General features: G+C 39.7%; 15 protein-coding genes. 10 read left to right on the plus strand and 5 right to left on the minus strand.

Annotated features, from left to right (window positions below; all coding sequences use genetic code 11):
- The first annotated feature begins 8 nt into the window (after nt 1-8).
- The 4 genes from rsmI to BGP15_RS00205 all read left to right on the plus strand — a co-directional run bounded on the left by rsmI (nt 9) and on the right by BGP15_RS00205 (nt 4,412).
- Nucleotides 9-674 (plus strand): 16S rRNA (cytidine(1402)-2'-O)-methyltransferase, encoded by a 666-nt coding sequence (rsmI, locus tag BGP15_RS00190; protein WP_112373630.1) that lies wholly within the window; start codon nt 9-11, stop codon nt 672-674.
- A gap of 36 nt (nt 675-710) precedes the next feature.
- A complete protein-coding gene (locus BGP15_RS00195) occupies nt 711-1,418 on the plus strand; it encodes a PH domain-containing protein (protein ID WP_286768370.1) in 708 nt (235 codons plus the stop codon).
- 23 nt (nt 1,419-1,441) lie between these two features.
- On the plus strand, nt 1,442-3,067 hold the full coding sequence (gene lnt / locus BGP15_RS00200) for an apolipoprotein N-acyltransferase (RefSeq protein ID WP_286768371.1): 1,626 nt from the start codon (nt 1,442-1,444) through the stop codon (nt 3,065-3,067).
- 208 nt (nt 3,068-3,275) lie between these two features.
- Complete coding sequence (locus tag BGP15_RS00205) at nt 3,276-4,412, plus strand: cysteine desulfurase family protein (protein WP_286768372.1); 1,137 nt, start codon at nt 3,276-3,278, stop codon at nt 4,410-4,412.
- A gap of 171 nt (nt 4,413-4,583) precedes the next feature.
- Here the strand turns inward: BGP15_RS00205 and BGP15_RS00210 are convergent, their stop codons facing one another.
- Both BGP15_RS00210 and BGP15_RS00215 read right to left on the minus strand, forming a co-directional pair.
- A complete protein-coding gene (locus BGP15_RS00210; protein WP_286768373.1) occupies nt 4,584-5,003 on the minus strand; it encodes a copper resistance protein NlpE in 420 nt (139 codons plus the stop codon).
- Nucleotides 5,004-5,087: 84 nt separating this feature from the next.
- A complete protein-coding gene (locus BGP15_RS00215; protein WP_286768374.1) occupies nt 5,088-5,420 on the minus strand; it encodes a tetratricopeptide repeat protein in 333 nt (110 codons plus the stop codon).
- 402 nt (nt 5,421-5,822) lie between these two features.
- Here BGP15_RS00215 and BGP15_RS00220 point away from each other — a divergent pair, with 402 nt between their 5' ends.
- From BGP15_RS00220 to BGP15_RS00240, 5 genes are all read left to right on the plus strand, one after another.
- On the plus strand, nt 5,823-6,560 hold the full coding sequence (locus tag BGP15_RS00220) for an electron transfer flavoprotein subunit beta/FixA family protein (protein WP_286768375.1): 738 nt from the start codon (nt 5,823-5,825) through the stop codon (nt 6,558-6,560).
- Between the two features lie 20 nt (nt 6,561-6,580).
- The gene (locus BGP15_RS00225; RefSeq protein ID WP_115049713.1) at nt 6,581-7,555 is read left to right on the plus strand and encodes an electron transfer flavoprotein subunit alpha/FixB family protein; all 975 of its coding nucleotides are present in this window, start codon (nt 6,581-6,583) and stop codon (nt 7,553-7,555) included.
- 115 nt (nt 7,556-7,670) lie between these two features.
- Nucleotides 7,671-8,297, plus strand: a complete 627-nt coding sequence (locus tag BGP15_RS00230; RefSeq protein WP_046674002.1) for a bifunctional nuclease family protein — start codon at nt 7,671-7,673, stop codon at nt 8,295-8,297.
- Nucleotides 8,298-8,342: 45 nt separating this feature from the next.
- Nucleotides 8,343-9,713, plus strand: a complete 1,371-nt coding sequence (locus BGP15_RS00235; RefSeq protein WP_046674001.1) for a nucleoside permease — start codon at nt 8,343-8,345, stop codon at nt 9,711-9,713.
- Nucleotides 9,714-9,752: 39 nt separating this feature from the next.
- Nucleotides 9,753-11,078, plus strand: coding sequence for a mechanosensitive ion channel family protein (locus BGP15_RS00240; protein WP_286768376.1), 1,326 nt, complete (start codon nt 9,753-9,755; stop codon nt 11,076-11,078).
- A 419-nt stretch (nt 11,079-11,497) separates the two neighbouring features.
- Here BGP15_RS00240 and BGP15_RS00245 read toward each other — a convergent pair whose 3' ends face one another.
- From BGP15_RS00245 to BGP15_RS00255, 3 genes are all read right to left on the minus strand, one after another.
- Entirely contained in the window at nt 11,498-13,057 is a 1,560-nt protein-coding gene (locus BGP15_RS00245; RefSeq protein ID WP_286768377.1) for a calcineurin-like phosphoesterase C-terminal domain-containing protein, read from the minus strand.
- 345 nt (nt 13,058-13,402) lie between these two features.
- Nucleotides 13,403-13,906 (minus strand): hypothetical protein, encoded by a 504-nt coding sequence (locus BGP15_RS00250; RefSeq protein ID WP_236560122.1) that lies wholly within the window; start codon nt 13,904-13,906, stop codon nt 13,403-13,405.
- Between the two features lie 91 nt (nt 13,907-13,997).
- Nucleotides 13,998-14,570 (minus strand): C40 family peptidase, encoded by a 573-nt coding sequence (locus tag BGP15_RS00255; RefSeq protein ID WP_286768378.1) that lies wholly within the window; start codon nt 14,568-14,570, stop codon nt 13,998-14,000.
- 175 nt (nt 14,571-14,745) lie between these two features.
- On the opposite strand from BGP15_RS00255, the gene BGP15_RS00260 reads away from it, so the two are divergent.
- Nucleotides 14,746-15,642: an EamA family transporter gene (locus BGP15_RS00260; RefSeq protein WP_112373638.1), complete on the plus strand. Its 897-nt coding sequence runs from the start codon at nt 14,746-14,748 to the stop codon at nt 15,640-15,642.
- The last annotated feature ends 226 nt before the right edge of the window (nt 15,643-15,868 follow it).

A 15,868-nucleotide genomic window follows, 5' to 3' on the forward strand; every position in this document is an offset into this window, starting at 1 on the left:
CTTTGACCATGTTATATTTAGTTCCAACACCTATTGGCAATCTGGAGGACATGACGTTTCGTGCGATCAATGTCCTGAAAGAAGTGGACCTCATCTTAGCAGAGGATACCAGGACCAGTGCTCCGCTTTTAAAACATTTTGGAATCGACAAAAAAGTATTTGCGCATCATCAGCACAATGAACATAAAGCGGTATCTGAAATCATTAAATTTCTGAAAGAAGGGCAAAACATTGCTTTAATTTCGGACGCAGGGACACCGGCGATCTCAGATCCGGGTTTTTTACTGGTACGTGAGGCCATCAAAGAAGGGCTCGAAGTACAGTGCCTACCAGGTGCAACAGCATTCGTACCCGCGCTTGTCAATTCGGGGCTTCCCAACGACCGTTTTTGCTTTGAAGGCTTTCTACCCGTAAAAAAGGGAAGACAAACACGCTTAAAAGCGTTGGCAGAAGAAAAAAGAACAATGATCTTCTACGAGTCACCACATCGTATTCTCAAAACCATCGAAGAATTTATCACCGTTTTTGGACCAGAAAGACAGGCGTCGATATCACGTGAGTTGAGCAAACTCTATGAAGAAAATGTTCGGGGAACATTAACTGATTTAAAATTACACTTTGAAAACAATCCGATTAAAGGAGAATTTGTATTTTGTGTAGCAGGATTGGAATAAATTTTGACAATCTTTAGGTATTAAAAAGTATTTGACATGAACATGGAACAATTTGCACAGGATGGGCAGGACATAAAAATCATTGAAAAATTGGTGACTAAAGTCCAAGATATGCTTACTCCAGGAGAAAAAATAGATTATATCGCAGTTCAAAAGAAACCTGCTGTAACCATTTTACCGGATAGTATCACGATTAGTAATAAACGCATTTTTATGTGCGAATTTACCAAACTGGGCTTGGCCACTGATTTTGAAATCTTCGGCTGGCAAGACATCAAGGATATTGCTTTTAAGGAAGAAATATTTGGTTCAAAAGTGACTGTTATCCCTTTTACAGGAGAAAATCTGAGCATAGATTATATCCCGAAAGTTCAGGCTAGGAAATTGTATCAATATATTAAAGCCGCCCTTGAAAACTATAAAAAAGCGGAATTGGCGGCCGAAAAAGAAAAAATAGTCATTGCTCCAACAGTTGCGAAGGAAGTGATTATCGAACGACCAGAAAATAATGCCCCGCTTCAGCCAGCAGTTACGGCTCCGGCGGCACCTCAACCTGTTGTATCGGCGCCAGTAACTCCGCCAGCGCCAACGGTACCAAACATCCCGCCCGCTCCACCCGTTAAAGAAGAGGAAGATGATGAAATTACCTTAAAGCTCAAAAAATTAAAAACACTCTTCGACAAACAATTGATTACCCAAGAGGAATACGAGAGTAAAAAGAGAGAAGTTTTATCCAGTTTATAATCATAAATGGGAGAAAATATAGCGTGAAAAACAACTATTTACTGGCACTTTTAAGTGCCTTTTTATTGTGGTTGGGCTGGCCACCAATCCCCTATTCCAGTCCATTGTTATTTATTGGGTTTGTTCCACTACTCATTGCAGTGGAAAATATTATCCGGAGTGAAACATTCAAAAAGAAAGGCCTCAACATATTTCTTACTGCAGGACTCACCGCAGTTGTCTGGAATACGGCCTCTATTTATTGGGTATACAACTCCATTTCGGCAGTTATGCCGCCTTTTGCAGCTGTTATCATCAGTCTGATCCCTTTTTGCCTTGGCGCCGCTTTAATGGCGCTAGCTTTCAGGCTTTATGGGCAATTACGACGTAAAACGAACATCCTGTTATCCCTTTTCGGATTAATGGGATTCTGGATAAGCTATGAATTTCTACACGAATCCTGGGATTTAGCCTTTCCTTGGATGACTTTGGGCAACGGTTTCGCTAGTTTTCATCAATTGATCCAATGGTATGACATCACAGGGGTCTATGGCGGAACAATATGGATCTGGCTGGTCAATATCTTAGTATTTACACTCTACCTCAATCGAAAAGGACTTTATCCGATCAAACGTAAGATTGTACCAATTGCTTCTTTGGCTGCAGTCTTATTAATTCCCAGTACCTACTCGCTGGTACGTTACTTCAACTACGAAGAACATCAGAATCCGGCACAGATTGTCGTTGTACAACCGAATATCGACCCTTATATTAAATTCAATTTAAGTCCTGAAGAACAATTAAATACCTTATTCTCTTTATCAAATTCGGTCGCCAAACCCAATACAGAGTTTTTTATCTGGCCTGAAACTGCGCTTTCACAGAACGGCGATTTTGATGAGGAAAACTTTAGGGAAACTTATTCTTACCAGCGCATTTTAAAATTTTTAGATCAATATAAAAATGGCAATGTACTTTCAGGTATTGAAAGTTATCAGCTTTACAACTATACAAAAACACCTACTGCGCGTGAAATAGCTCCTAATGTATATCAGGATAATTTCAATGCCGCAACATTGATCGATTATTCCTCCAAACTTCAGTTTTACCATAAGTCCAAACTCGTTCCGGGCGTAGAGCAAATGCCTTTTGGAGCAGCGATGAACTTCCTGAAACCTCTATTTAAAGCATTCGGTGGTACGACGGGTGGCTACGGAAAACAGGCTGAACCTTCGGTATTCTATGCCCAGAGCGGTATTGGTGCCGCACCCGTTATCTGCTATGAATCCATCTGGGGCAATTATGTTTCCAAATACGTCAAAAAAGGCGCTCAGTTTATTGCTATTATCACTAATGATGGCTGGTGGGGCAATACTTCGGGTAAAGACCAGCATTTACAGTATGCCAAACTGCGTGCGATTGAAAACAGGCGCTGGGTTGCCCGATCGGCAAATACAGGGATTTCAGGCTTTATCAATCAACGTGGTGATATTGTACAACAGACTAAATGGTGGCAGCCTGCGGCCCTAAATCAGGAAATCAATTTAAATGAAGAAATTACGTTCTACACGCAAGCAGGTGATATCGCTGCCTATTTGGGTTTGGTGCTCGCACTAGGAGGAATTGTGATACTCATCGTGGTCAGACCAAAAAAGAACTTGTCAAAATAGAAAAGTAGCGCCAAACTGAAGTAATAGATTGGCGCTATTTTTTTCATCAGAACGGAAAAATACTCATCTTATTCCTTTCCAGGCAAAAGAGCCTAATTCTGATGAGACCCGCTACGCCAGCACTGTCAGCTACAATTAGGAAAATAAAATGATAAAAATAAGTCATTTAATACCTCTAATTTACTTGAGAGATTTGTAATTTTGCAGCATGCAAGTATATTTTGATAATGCAGCGACTACAGCCTTAGATCCTGAAGTAATAAAAGTAATGGTCGATGTGATGGACAATAACTTTGGAAATCCATCTTCTATCCATAGTCACGGACGACAAGTAAAAACAATTGTAGAAAAAGCACGTAAAACGATCGCCAATCTACTTCATGTATCTCCAGCAGAGATCTTCTTCACATCGGGTGGAACCGAGGCGGACAATATGGCCATCGTTCGGTCAATCGCCGACTTTGGAATAACCCATGCCATCACCTCACCTATTGAGCACCATGCGGTATTGCATACGTTAGAGGAGTTGGAGAAAGCCGGTAAGGTGCACCTCGACTTATTGGAAGTTGACGAAAAAGGTAATTTAAATCTCAACCAGCTGGAAGAACTTTTAAGTACCAATCCGCGTACGTTCGTTTCCATTATGCATGCCAATAATGAGATCGGAAATCTCAACGATATTCAACGTATCTCCGAGTTATGCCAAAAGTATAATGCGATATTCCATTCGGACACTGTACAGACCATGGGGCATTATCCACATGATCTTGGTAGCCTCAAAATAGATTTTATAACAGGGGCTGCCCATAAATTCCATGGCCCGAAAGGAGTTGGTTTTCTTTACATCAATGCGAATAACAAGATTAAACCGTTAATCTATGGTGGAGCACAAGAGCGCAACATGCGTGGTGGAACAGAAAATGTCTATGGAATAGCGGGTCTTGCCAAAGCTTTAGAACTTGCCTATGAGCACATGGAAGAACACCACGCTTATATTCAAGGACTCAAATCTTATATGATCGACGAGTTGCAAAAAGCAATCCCAGAGATTGATTTTAATGGTGTTATAGAACCCGAGAAATCACTTTATACCGTACTGAATGTTTCTTTCCCTTGCAGTGACCTGGCCGACATGCTTTTATTCAACCTGGATATTGCAGGAATCTCTTGCTCTGGTGGCAGTGCCTGTAGCTCAGGAACAGATATAGGCTCGCATGTATTGGGTGCAATCAAATCAAGCTCGGAGCGACCTTCAGTTCGTTTTTCTTTCTGTAAGCATAATACAAAGGAAGAAGTTGACTTCGTCGTAGCAACGTTGAAAGAACTTTGTACAAAGAACAAATAACATTTCCAGATATAGCTTCAAGGATGACCCGCAAGTGAAGAAAAAAATCTCAAGCTTGTAGCAAGAAGAACTTATTCGATAGCCGAAAACAGCTATACATCCAAAAACATAAAAAAGCCGAAAGTATACTTTCGGCTTTTTTATGTGTTAATATGCCCCTTAGGCTATATATCAATTTTTTGTCAAGACATAATATTTGGAAATATCACCCGTAATATCATTTCCGGAAAGATCCAGCTGGCTGAGTATCCGATTTCCTAATTTGAACTTATAGTCGACGCCGTCCAATGTAATGATGTTGCCATCCAATTTCCATTTGCCTTCACGCATAAATACATCATCACTTTTATTAAGGTATTTAGATGAATATTGGTAGGTGTTGTCTGCATGCAATGAAATAAGTGTTTCTATACCATCACAATCCGCACAGGGCATGACACCTCTATATTCACCAATCACTACTTCCGCCTTATCCCTACCTTTTAGGTCCTGTAAATTATCTTTATAGACCGCAACACTTTGTTTGGGATTATCACATCCCACCATTCCAATTGTCAACAACAAACCCACAATCCAAATAAACCTTTTCATCTCATTCCAAATTCAAAAAAATCAGCATCTAACAGTTACACCAATAAATTCATAACAAATTAAATACCAAAAATTTAGAAAAGATTAAAAATCATCTTCATCATCGTCTGTCAAGAATGATAATGCACCTTGTAACTCTCCCAAAGCATGGAAATTACGTGTCTTGCGAGCGATCTCAATTCCGGATTTATAGGTATCAATCGCGGACTGCTGTCTATTCAATTTTTCGTACAATTTACCCAAATGATAATACGTTCCAACATAATCTGGGTTCGTATGTACTAAATTCTCAAATCTTAACATGGCCTCTTGTTCATCTTCCTGCTTGAGATATTCAGCTGCAATCGCATATTTTAAAAATGGATCTTCGGGGCTCTCCTTCAAAAATTCATTCAGTTGATCCAATCGTGTCGACATATCTTTTTTTATTTCAAACTTAGACAAATTGCATTTTATATGCAATTTAATTCTGTATCCACTAAAACAATTCCCCGTCTCTCCATATCACACGAAAGGTTTTTATAAACAGGAACCCCGAATGAGCTGTGATGCTTTATGAAATTACTATGCTAGCATATAAAATGACAATTTACTGACGTAATAAATCTATTGTCAAGAACCGGCTATTTAAAATAAAAAATTACAAAAAAGACAACAAAACACCTCAATATTATATCACATCAAAAAAAATACAAGAAAACAACTGGTAAAATTACAAATTCATCAAAATCTCAAGACAACTTTTTAAAAGCATTTAAAACGCCTTAGCACTTTTTAATTGAAAGAAAATATGGTAAGTTTGAGTAAAACCAATCGTATATGAAAATATTAGTTTGTATAAGTAATGTCCCTGACACTACATCCAAAATCACTTTTACAAATGACAACACTGCATTTAATACAGCTGGTGTACAATTCATTATAAACCCTTATGATGAAATTGCTTTATCCAAAGCAGTTGAGTTGGCCGAAGGTGGAAAAGGAACCGTAACTGTCATCAATGTGGGCGATGCATCGACTGATGCAACCATTCGAAAAGCATTGGCAATTGGTGCAGACAATGCTGTACGGATTAACGCCGTTCCGCGCGATGCTTGGTTTGTTGCGAATCAGATAGCACAATATGCCAAAGACAATGCATTTGATTTGATCTTAACCGGCCGCGAATCAATCGACTATAACGGTGCTCAAGTGGGAGCAATCGTAGGAGAACTGCTGCATATCCCTTCTGTTTCCATTGCCAAAAAAGTTGACATTGCGGGCGACGCAGTCACAGTTGAGCGCGAGATTGAAGGTGGAAAAGAAGTATTGACAGCAAAGCTACCCATCGTCATTGGCACTGCCGAAGGTGTTGCCGAACCTAAAATACCGAATATGCGTGGTATTATGAGCGCACGGACCAAACCATTGGATGTGCTGGAACCTTCCGCAATAGACGTTCTTGAACACATTGTCAGCTATGAGACGCCTGCACCACGGGGTACGGTCAAACTTGTTTACGCTGCCGAGGTAGAAAAATTAGTTTCTCTTCTTCACGACGAAGCTAAAGTTATTTAATCTTTAAACGCTAAAACACTATGTCTATACTCGTATATGTAGAAAATACTGATGGAAAATTCAAAAAATCAGCTTTTGAAGTTGTTTCTTATGCAAAATCCATCGCCGATAACATACAGACTGATCTTGTGGCTATTTCAATCGGAAATGTCGCTGAAGACGAACTTGCTGGTTTGGGTAAGTACGGTGCTTCCAAAGTATTAAATGTCAATAATGAACAACTTGCTTCTTTTGTAAACCAAGCGTATGCAAGCATCATTGCTGAAGCCGTAAAAAGTACCGGTTCAAAAATACTTGTGCTGTCCAACTCATTCTCAGGTAAGGGACTCGCTCCACGTATTGCAGCCAAATTGGAGGCTGGTCTGGCCGATGGCGCACTCGAATTGCCGACCATTAATGGCGACAAATTGACTGTAAAAAAAACAGCGTTCTCCAATAAGGCTTTCGCTACGCTCGAACTAACCTCTGATATAAAAGTCATCGCACTTAGTCCAAATGCATATGAAACAAAAGAGACCGGTGGTAGCGCAAATGTCGAAACTTTTGCTCCGAATATTGACCAAACAGATTTTACAACTATGGTCAAAGAGATTGTTCGTGCAACAGACAAAATATCCCTACCGGAAGCTGAAATCGTCGTCTCTGCCGGCCGTGGTCTAAAAGGACCTGAAAATTGGGGGATAATTGAAGAACTCGCCGATGTGCTTGGCGCGGCTACAGCCTGTTCAAAACCAGTATCCGATGCTGGCTGGCGCCCGCATTCGGAGCACGTAGGCCAGACAGGTATCGTAGTGAGTCCCAATCTCTATATCGCAATCGGTATCTCCGGAGCAATCCAGCATTTGGCTGGAGTAAGCTCATCCAAAACAATCGTTGTCATCAATAAAGATCCAGAAGCGCCCTTTTTCAAGGTGGCCGACTATGGAATTGTAGGCGATGCCTTCGACGTCGTTCCGAAATTAACGCAGGCATTGAAGGCTTACAAAGGTATTTAAAGCTTTCATCCGATATATTCTCCCCATTTATCCAAAATGAATGGGGAGTTTTTAGTTGTTATAATTGCATATAAAAGCAAATTTATCTAAGTTTGTAGACCGCTTTGGAATTAAAATGAAGAAAATCAGATTAGATATCGTTGGTTTATCCTATAGTCAAACACAATCTGGCGCTTATGCTCTTGTATTGGGAGAAGTGGAGGGCAACAGAAGATTGCCCATCATCATCGGCAGCCATGAGGCTCAAGCTATTGCTATTCGGATAGAGAAAATGATTCCTAGTCGTCCGCTCACACACGACCTATTTCAATCTTTTGCAGATTCTTTTGGTATTAAACTCATTGAAGTACTGATCTATAATTTGATTGAAGGGATATTTTATGCTAAAATTATCTGTTCTGACGGCAACAAGATTGTAGAGATTGATGCCCGCACATCCGATGCAGTTGCACTGGCTGTACGGTTTGAAGCTCCGATCTATGCCTACGAATTTATTATGTCCTCTGCTGGAATTATCATTGAAGGACATGAGTTTGCATTTTTGGAAAACCTGGACAAATCCAACAAAGTTCAGGATCCAAGTGTTGTTGAGGTCGAAGAAAAAACACCTTCAAAATCCCCACAAAATCCTTTCTCCTCGTTGACAGATGAGCAACTGGAGCAAGCACTTAATCAGGCATTGACCGAAGAAAACTACGAGCAGGCTGCCTTGATTAGGGATGAGATTTCCAAAAGAAAATAACTCCTTTCATTAAAGCGAAATAAAAATTTTAAATAACATCGATTTATGTCTATTAAATTAAGATTGACCATTATGAGCTTCTTTCAGTTCTTTGTCTGGGGAGCATGGTTGATTACAATAGCAAACTATTGGTTTGGCACAAAACAATGGGATGGTACACAATTTGGAGCTATTTTCGCAACCATGGGGATCGCTTCTTTATTTATGCCTACCCTGATGGGAATTATCGCCGATCGTTGGATAAATGCCGAAAGATTATATTTTATCCTTCACTTATGTTATGCGGGTGTTTTATTCTATTTACCGCAGGTAAATGATCCAAACACTTTTTTTTATGCAATGCTAGCGGCGATGTGTTTTTATATGCCCACTTTGGCCCTATCCAACTCCATTGCATATACGGCATTGAATGAAAATAACTACGATTTGGTCAAGGCATTCCCCCCTATCCGGGTATTCGGAACGATAGGCTTTATCGTCGCCATGTGGATCACCAATTTAACCGGCAACAAGGCTACAGCTTATCAATTTTATATCGCCGGAACCGCAGCGCTGGCTTTAAGTCTCTATGCTTTTACGCTACCTAAATGTCCACCAAAAAAGTTACAACAGGAAGATGCCTCCTGGACACAACTATTAGGCTTAGAGGCATTTAAACTTTTCGGAAATTATAAAATGGCTTTATTTTTTATTTTTTCCATGTTCTTGGGGGCCGCACTCCAACTGACCAATGCCTACGGTGATGTATTCTTGGATGAATTTAAATTCTATCCTAAATTTGCAGAATCTTTCGTTGTGAAATATTCGACTATCATTATGTCGATTTCCCAGATATCCGAGACACTATTTATTTTGGCTATTCCATTTTTTCTCAAAAGATTCGGTATAAAAAAGGTCATGCTGATTTCGATGTTAGCCTGGGTATTACGTTTTGGATTATTCTCGTTTGGTGACCCTGCAGGCGGACTTTGGATGATTGTATTATCCTGTATCGTCTATGGTATGGCATTTGACTTCTTTAATATCTCAGGTTCATTATTTGTCGAAACTTCGACAACATCAAGCATACGCAGCTCGGCACAAGGTTTGTTTATGATGATGACAAATGGTTTTGGTGCCGTTGTAGGCAGTTTTGCATCGGGTTGGATCATTGACCACTACTTTACCAAAAGTTTTCAAAACAGCAAAGATCTCGCACAATATTTAGATACAACAATCGACAACACCCATTTTTTACATTTTCTGCAGGAAAAGAGTATCTCAATCTTACCTGACGGCATGCTAAGTGGTAACCTCATGCTGAAAGACTGGCATGACATCTGGCTAGCTTTTGCCATCTACACCTTGGTTATAGCAGTCCTTTTTGCAGTCTTCTTTAGACATAAACACGAGCGTGAACCGCTCAATTCAAAATAACAAAAAGCCGCTAACTGCGGCTTTTTGTATATTTGTAACATGCAAAGCACAGCAACGGAATTATTCAAAGATTCTCAATCCCACATCTATAATTGGACATTTCAATGGATTAAACAATTTGGCCTTGATAATCAGGGGAGTCATTTTGTTAACTCGATCCTTTTACTCTTACTGGTTGTCTTGTTTTTGATCATCATTGACTATTTCACCAAAAGAACATTACTCCTGTTAACAATCAAAGCCATCAGACGTAGTACCAACCGCTTTGATGATCTGTTGATCCGTAATAAAACACTGAAACTTATTGCTCATTTTGTTCCGATCTTAGTGGCACAATACATCATGCCCATAATTTTCATGGGTTTTCCAACCTGGAAAGAAAACAGCAATAAAATACTTGACATAGCCACGACTGTCGTCAGTTTATTGATTATTCATTCGCTCCTGAAAAGTTTGCGGGATATGCTGCGCATGAAGAAATCTTTTGCAGACAAACCTCTGGAGAGTTATTTACAGGTCTGTCAGATTATCTTATTGTTTATCGGCGGAACGATCTGCTTTTCAATATTGACAGGAAAATCTCCCTGGTCCTTCTTATTATCCTTGGGTGCCGCATCCGCAATTCTGATGTTGGTATTCAAAGACACTATACTAGGATTTGTTGCCAGTATACAAGTTTCGGCCAATGACTCCATCCGTGTCGGAGATTGGATAGAGATGCCCAAATATGGCGCCGATGGAACGGTCAAAGAGATTAACCTCAATAATGTAAAAGTACAGAACTTTGATAAGACCATTACGACGATACCAACACATACGCTATTGTCGGATTCGTTCAAAAATTACAGGGGCATGCAGCAGTCGGGCGGTAGGCGCTTAAAGCGGGCCATAAATATCAAAATTTCCACGATTCGATTTTTAGAAAATGAAGAAATTGAAAAACTCAAAAATATACAGATCCTGCGGCCGTATATCGAAGAGCGCGCCAGGACAATTGACCAATTCAACACCCAACAGCAGATAGATCAGTCAAGCCCCATAAATGGTCGCAAAATGACAAATTTAGGGATGTTCAGAGCTTACACACTCACCTATTTACGTCAAAACCCCAATATCCACAAGACCATGCCCCTGATGGTGCGTCAGCTTGCTTCAACCGAACACGGTGTTCCAGTCGAACTTTATTTCTTTGTAAACGATATCCGCTGGGAATATTACGAAGGAATTGTTTCGGATGTATTCGACCACCTATTTGCCGCCACAAAATACTTCGACCTGGAGATCTTTGAAAATCCGGCATCGGATGATTTTCGGCGTGCTATCCGGCATAAAAGCCTTCATGACTTCGCAGACCAACAACAATAAAAGCGAACGGAATGTTCTTTCTGGCCAATAACATCAGACACTTTCAGAAGAAAATATCGCTGTCGAACCAAGTGTTCAGCGAACTATGTGTTCATATATTGCTAAGGTTCATACCAAACGAATTACCAGGCAAAACCTTGTCTGCATAAATCAAATGAACTGTAAGAACAGGCCAGCCGAGAAGCAGTTAAATGCTGGTATCGTAAGATAGCCTAAAAGGTCTAAAACAGTGAAAGGTAATCTGGGGAGATTACCTTCACTTTAAAAACAAACTAAATTTTCAGACGTGTTTCACAACAGATCTACACATTAACCCTAACTCTTTATGAATCAAAAATTACTCTACACAAATATAGGATCGTTATGTTAAGTGCATCTTAAGCTATCTTTAAACTTAAAACAACTCTACAAATGGTTATTTATCTCACCTCAATAGTCTTTGTTGCCAGGTGTACTCTATTGAAAAGATCAATCGCCTGAACCTCAATCTGATATTTACCAGCTTTAAGTTTGGGCAAATTAGCTGTCCACAGATGACTGGATTTTTCGGGGTTCGAAGGTCTACGCGTATTCTTTAATTCAGTTGCTGTATCGTATTTAGCAAGAGAATTTAGGAATGCCGGATCGTTTTCATTGACAAAATCCATTTCCTTCCATTCGCCCTGATTGATTCTATACGTTACCTTGTCACCTTCCTTTCCAATGAAAAAATTAGCGTATATCGGATATCTCTTTGTGTATTTTTCTGGAACGACCGATGCGCCATATAAATCGATCTGATACGTTGCTGGCTTACCGACAACCTTATAATCAAAACTGTATTGGTTGCCCTCGATTTTTAAGATGGCATATCCTTTTGGTGTACCGTCCCGCATTGTAGAAACAGGAATTCCCTTTTCATTCAACTCGCCTGAATACCAGTCGCCAGAGGTCGTACCCACATTATACTCGTGATGTGGCTTTTCTTGTTTCCATCCTTCGTTTTGCCCATAAAAATATTGCCGCTGAAAGTGTGTATGCGCGGATAAAGACAAGGTATGCTTAAATGGAGCCAAAATATCGAACAGACGTTGTCTATCTTCGTTACGAAAGACATCCGAGTTTTGATGGTATAAAGGAATATGAAATGCCAACACAATCAATTTATCTTTAGCAACGTTTTTTAAGTCATTTTCCACAAAATCAAGCTGATCTTTACGGAATCCGCCTAAATAACCTTTACCTGTCCGTGGATTCGGATAAATGATATTATCAAGAATGATAAAATGCGTATTTCCATAGTTGAACGCATAATTATTGGGGCCAAACGTCCGCTCGAACGATTCATCGGAGAGGCTATCCAGTTTAGCATCATAGTTCATATCGTGGTTTCCCATGACATTATACCATGGTAAGCCCATCGTGGAAATCACCGATTTATATTTTGGCTGAAGTGAAAGATCGTCTCCCACCAAGTCGCCTAAGCTTATTCCGAATTTCGCAATTGTCTTATCGGAAATTTCATTGATCACACCATTTTTGAAATAGGCCAGTTCTTCCTCCGTGTAAGCCTGTGGATCCCCAAAAACGAAAGCTGAAAAATTAGGATCCTCATCTTGTTGATACATTGCAAAATTTACAGCAGCAGGGATTTTTCCTGTAGCAGCAACAGCAGGGTATTTTGAAACTGGACTACCGTTTACCTTATGGATATAATAGAATTTTGGGTGGTTATTTTCATCCAAGGGCAAAGCATAGCCTGTTGGTTTAACCACAAAAATGATGTTGTCATTTCCAACGGGCAATTGGTAATTACCATCTTTATCAGTCGTTGTCACTTCACGCCCGTTACTAACAGAAACAGACGCAATACCTTGTTCGTTTTTATCTAATTTTCCGTTCTTGTTTACGTCCAGATAAACTTTTCCTTTTGCAAAATCTTGCGCCTGCACAGCGTTTACGCATGCCCAGGAAATTGCTAGTGCCAAAAATGCTTTCATATGAAATTTTGTTTTGGCGCTAAAGTATTCGATTCAGGTTAACGGAGTATAAAGAGAATATAAAGAATTTATCAAAAAAACAAAGGAAGCCATTTAATACTCCTGTATTAATTAATCCATATTTGGCAGTATAGTTATAGGGACCTTATCCGTGTTTTATACGTATTCATCCGAATGAGGTCCCTATCAGGTCCCTATTAAGTCCCTATAAAATCCCCATTAACATATATGTTGTTGGCGGGTTAAATCCTTCTTCCATCCTTTGTTTACAGACGGATATTCGGCACAAAAAAAGAGAAACCAATGACTTGATTTCTCTCTTTACCCTTAGGGCCTATTTCTTAACTATCTGGCTTGCGCAGTTGCCAACATGCGGTTGACTTCATCGATCATTGATTTTGCTGCATCGTGCATCCGAGGGTTGCCTGCAAAATCTGCATCCAAAGTGATATGCTTGGACTTATCTTTATAGTTGAACTCTAAATAAAAACGTGGGACTTTAGAATTTGTTGAATCCTGCTGCCATTCAGGACCGGTCATATCGGTATCCAAGTTCCAAAAGCCGAGCTCCATTGCTTTGCGATGCAGGTATAATAAATCGTCTTTTGTAAATTTTACAGTATCGGTAATTAGAGAATCTTTTTTGTCTAAATATTTATAGATACGTGTTTTTGAATTGTATTCGTTGACCATGTGGTTCGGCTCGCCATATTTGAATTCAATGGATTCAAAATCGGCAAAACGAAAAGGGGCATTTTTGATCATATTACTGTAGTAATAAACACAATACATCAAAAACGGCACAATAATACAAAGGCCCAAAAAAATCTTCTTACTCTTGATTGTCATTTCTATAAAATTTTGACAAAAATAAGGATTTATACAGGGTATAAAAGTTTATATCAAGATATGACATAAAACCTACATGAAATTCACGCGTTTAGATATTGGGAGAGCCCGCGTCAACAAAGGTCTTCGCATACCAACTGTCGGAAAGATCAGAGATAATAACACCTTTCCGTGTCGAAACATGAACGAACTTATTATTATGCAGGTATACACCAACATGATCTATTCCATTTCGTCCGAAAGAAAAAAACACGAGATCTCCTTCTTCAAGTTTATCGACCTTTTTTCTCTTTACTATTCCTTCCATGTCACGCGAAGTCCGCGGCAAATTCCCTTTGTATACTTCAATATAGAGCAGATTAACAAATCCCGAGCAATCTACCCCCGATTTGGTCTGTCCACCCATACGATGCGGTATCCCCATCCAATCGTCAATAAAGGAATAAAGGTGCGGATTTAGTTTTTTGGCACTCACATTGAGCAAGTCTGCATAATTGTCAAGTTTGGATCCCGAAAAAGTTTTTCCACGCGCTGAGCTCGCATCTGTCAAAACCGAACCATTGGAAGAATGTGTTTTGGAGCTAAGTACCTTTTTCTTCGTTGAACAACTGCTCAAAAATAGAACTGCACCTAAAAAGAAGATAAAATAAGATCTGACACCCATGCTGTTCGATTTACGTTCTTGCTTAACAAACTTACTTGCATAACAAACTTAATTAAATTGCTGTTGATATCCAATAAATTTGCTTGCCCCCGGAGATTGCTTTTCTTGATAAGAACGTCAGATAAGAAAAAGAATTGTTCAGAAATCGTAACTTTGACGCCTAATTTATTTGAGAATGGAAAAATTAAAAGGTGCATTAGCTGTCTTTTTAGGTGCGAGTAGTTTTGGGATACTATCAACGTTTGTTAAAAAAGCCTATGGTAAAGGGTTGAATTTAGGAGAGGTAACGGGAATTCAGGTATTGTTTGGCATGCTTATCCTTTGGCTTATCTATATCATCATCAAACTCTTTTCGGCAAAGTCATTTCACTCTTCAAGCAAGAAATCTTCATGGATCAAGATATTAATCAGTGGTACTTCGACCGGTTTGGTGAGCATTCTCTATTACAAATGTGTACAGCTCGTCCCGGCTTCGTTGGCCATCGTACTGCTCATGCAGTATATCTGGATCGGTGTGGTAATCGAATTTATCTTTTTCAAGGCAAAACCTTCAAAAAACAACCTGATTGGTATCGGCATTGTACTCATTGCAACATTATTAGCGACTGGACTTCTTGAAAAAGGCTTGCAACACCTCAACCTAACAGGTGTCTTATTTGGTCTTTTAGCAGCGACCGCCTATTCGGTCTTCATGATCGTCAACGGTCGTGTCGGCAATGACTATCACCCCATTCAAAAAAGCGCTATTATGGTAACGGGGGCCTGTATACTGGTCTTCACCTTGTTTCCACCTGCTTATTTATGGAATGGTCAATTTGATGGTAACTTCCTCTATTTCGGCTTGATCCTCTCGCTATTTGGCACGGTCATCCCGCCTTTATTATTTGCCTATGGCCTACCGAAAACGGGCTTCTCCTTAGGCGGAATATTAAGTTCGGCGGAGCTACCCGTAGCCACCTGTATGTCGTTTTTTATACTTCATGAAAGTGTATCCACGATACAATGGCTCGGGGTACTTTTAATCTTGGGTACCGTCATCTGGTTAAATGCAGCAAAGAGCAGTACGCATTAGGCGACCGATCCACTTCTGGTCAGAGTACTGCAGTCAATTTGATCAGGAACACAATTGTGTGCTGCAATCAATAGGGAAATTATGGAATTCCCGTTAACGAAAAAAGGCAATCTTCTCTAATAAGATTGCCTTTTTTATATGTTAAATGTCTCGTCCTGAAATAGCGATACATAAAAAGAATCGTTATGAAAGAAGGCACAAATTATGTAAAGCGTACGCAACGAGA

The sequence above is a fragment of the Sphingobacterium sp. 40-24 genome (genome assembly GCF_001899705.1).
GTDB classification, from domain to species: Bacteria; Bacteroidota; Bacteroidia; order Sphingobacteriales; family Sphingobacteriaceae; genus Sphingobacterium; species Sphingobacterium multivorum.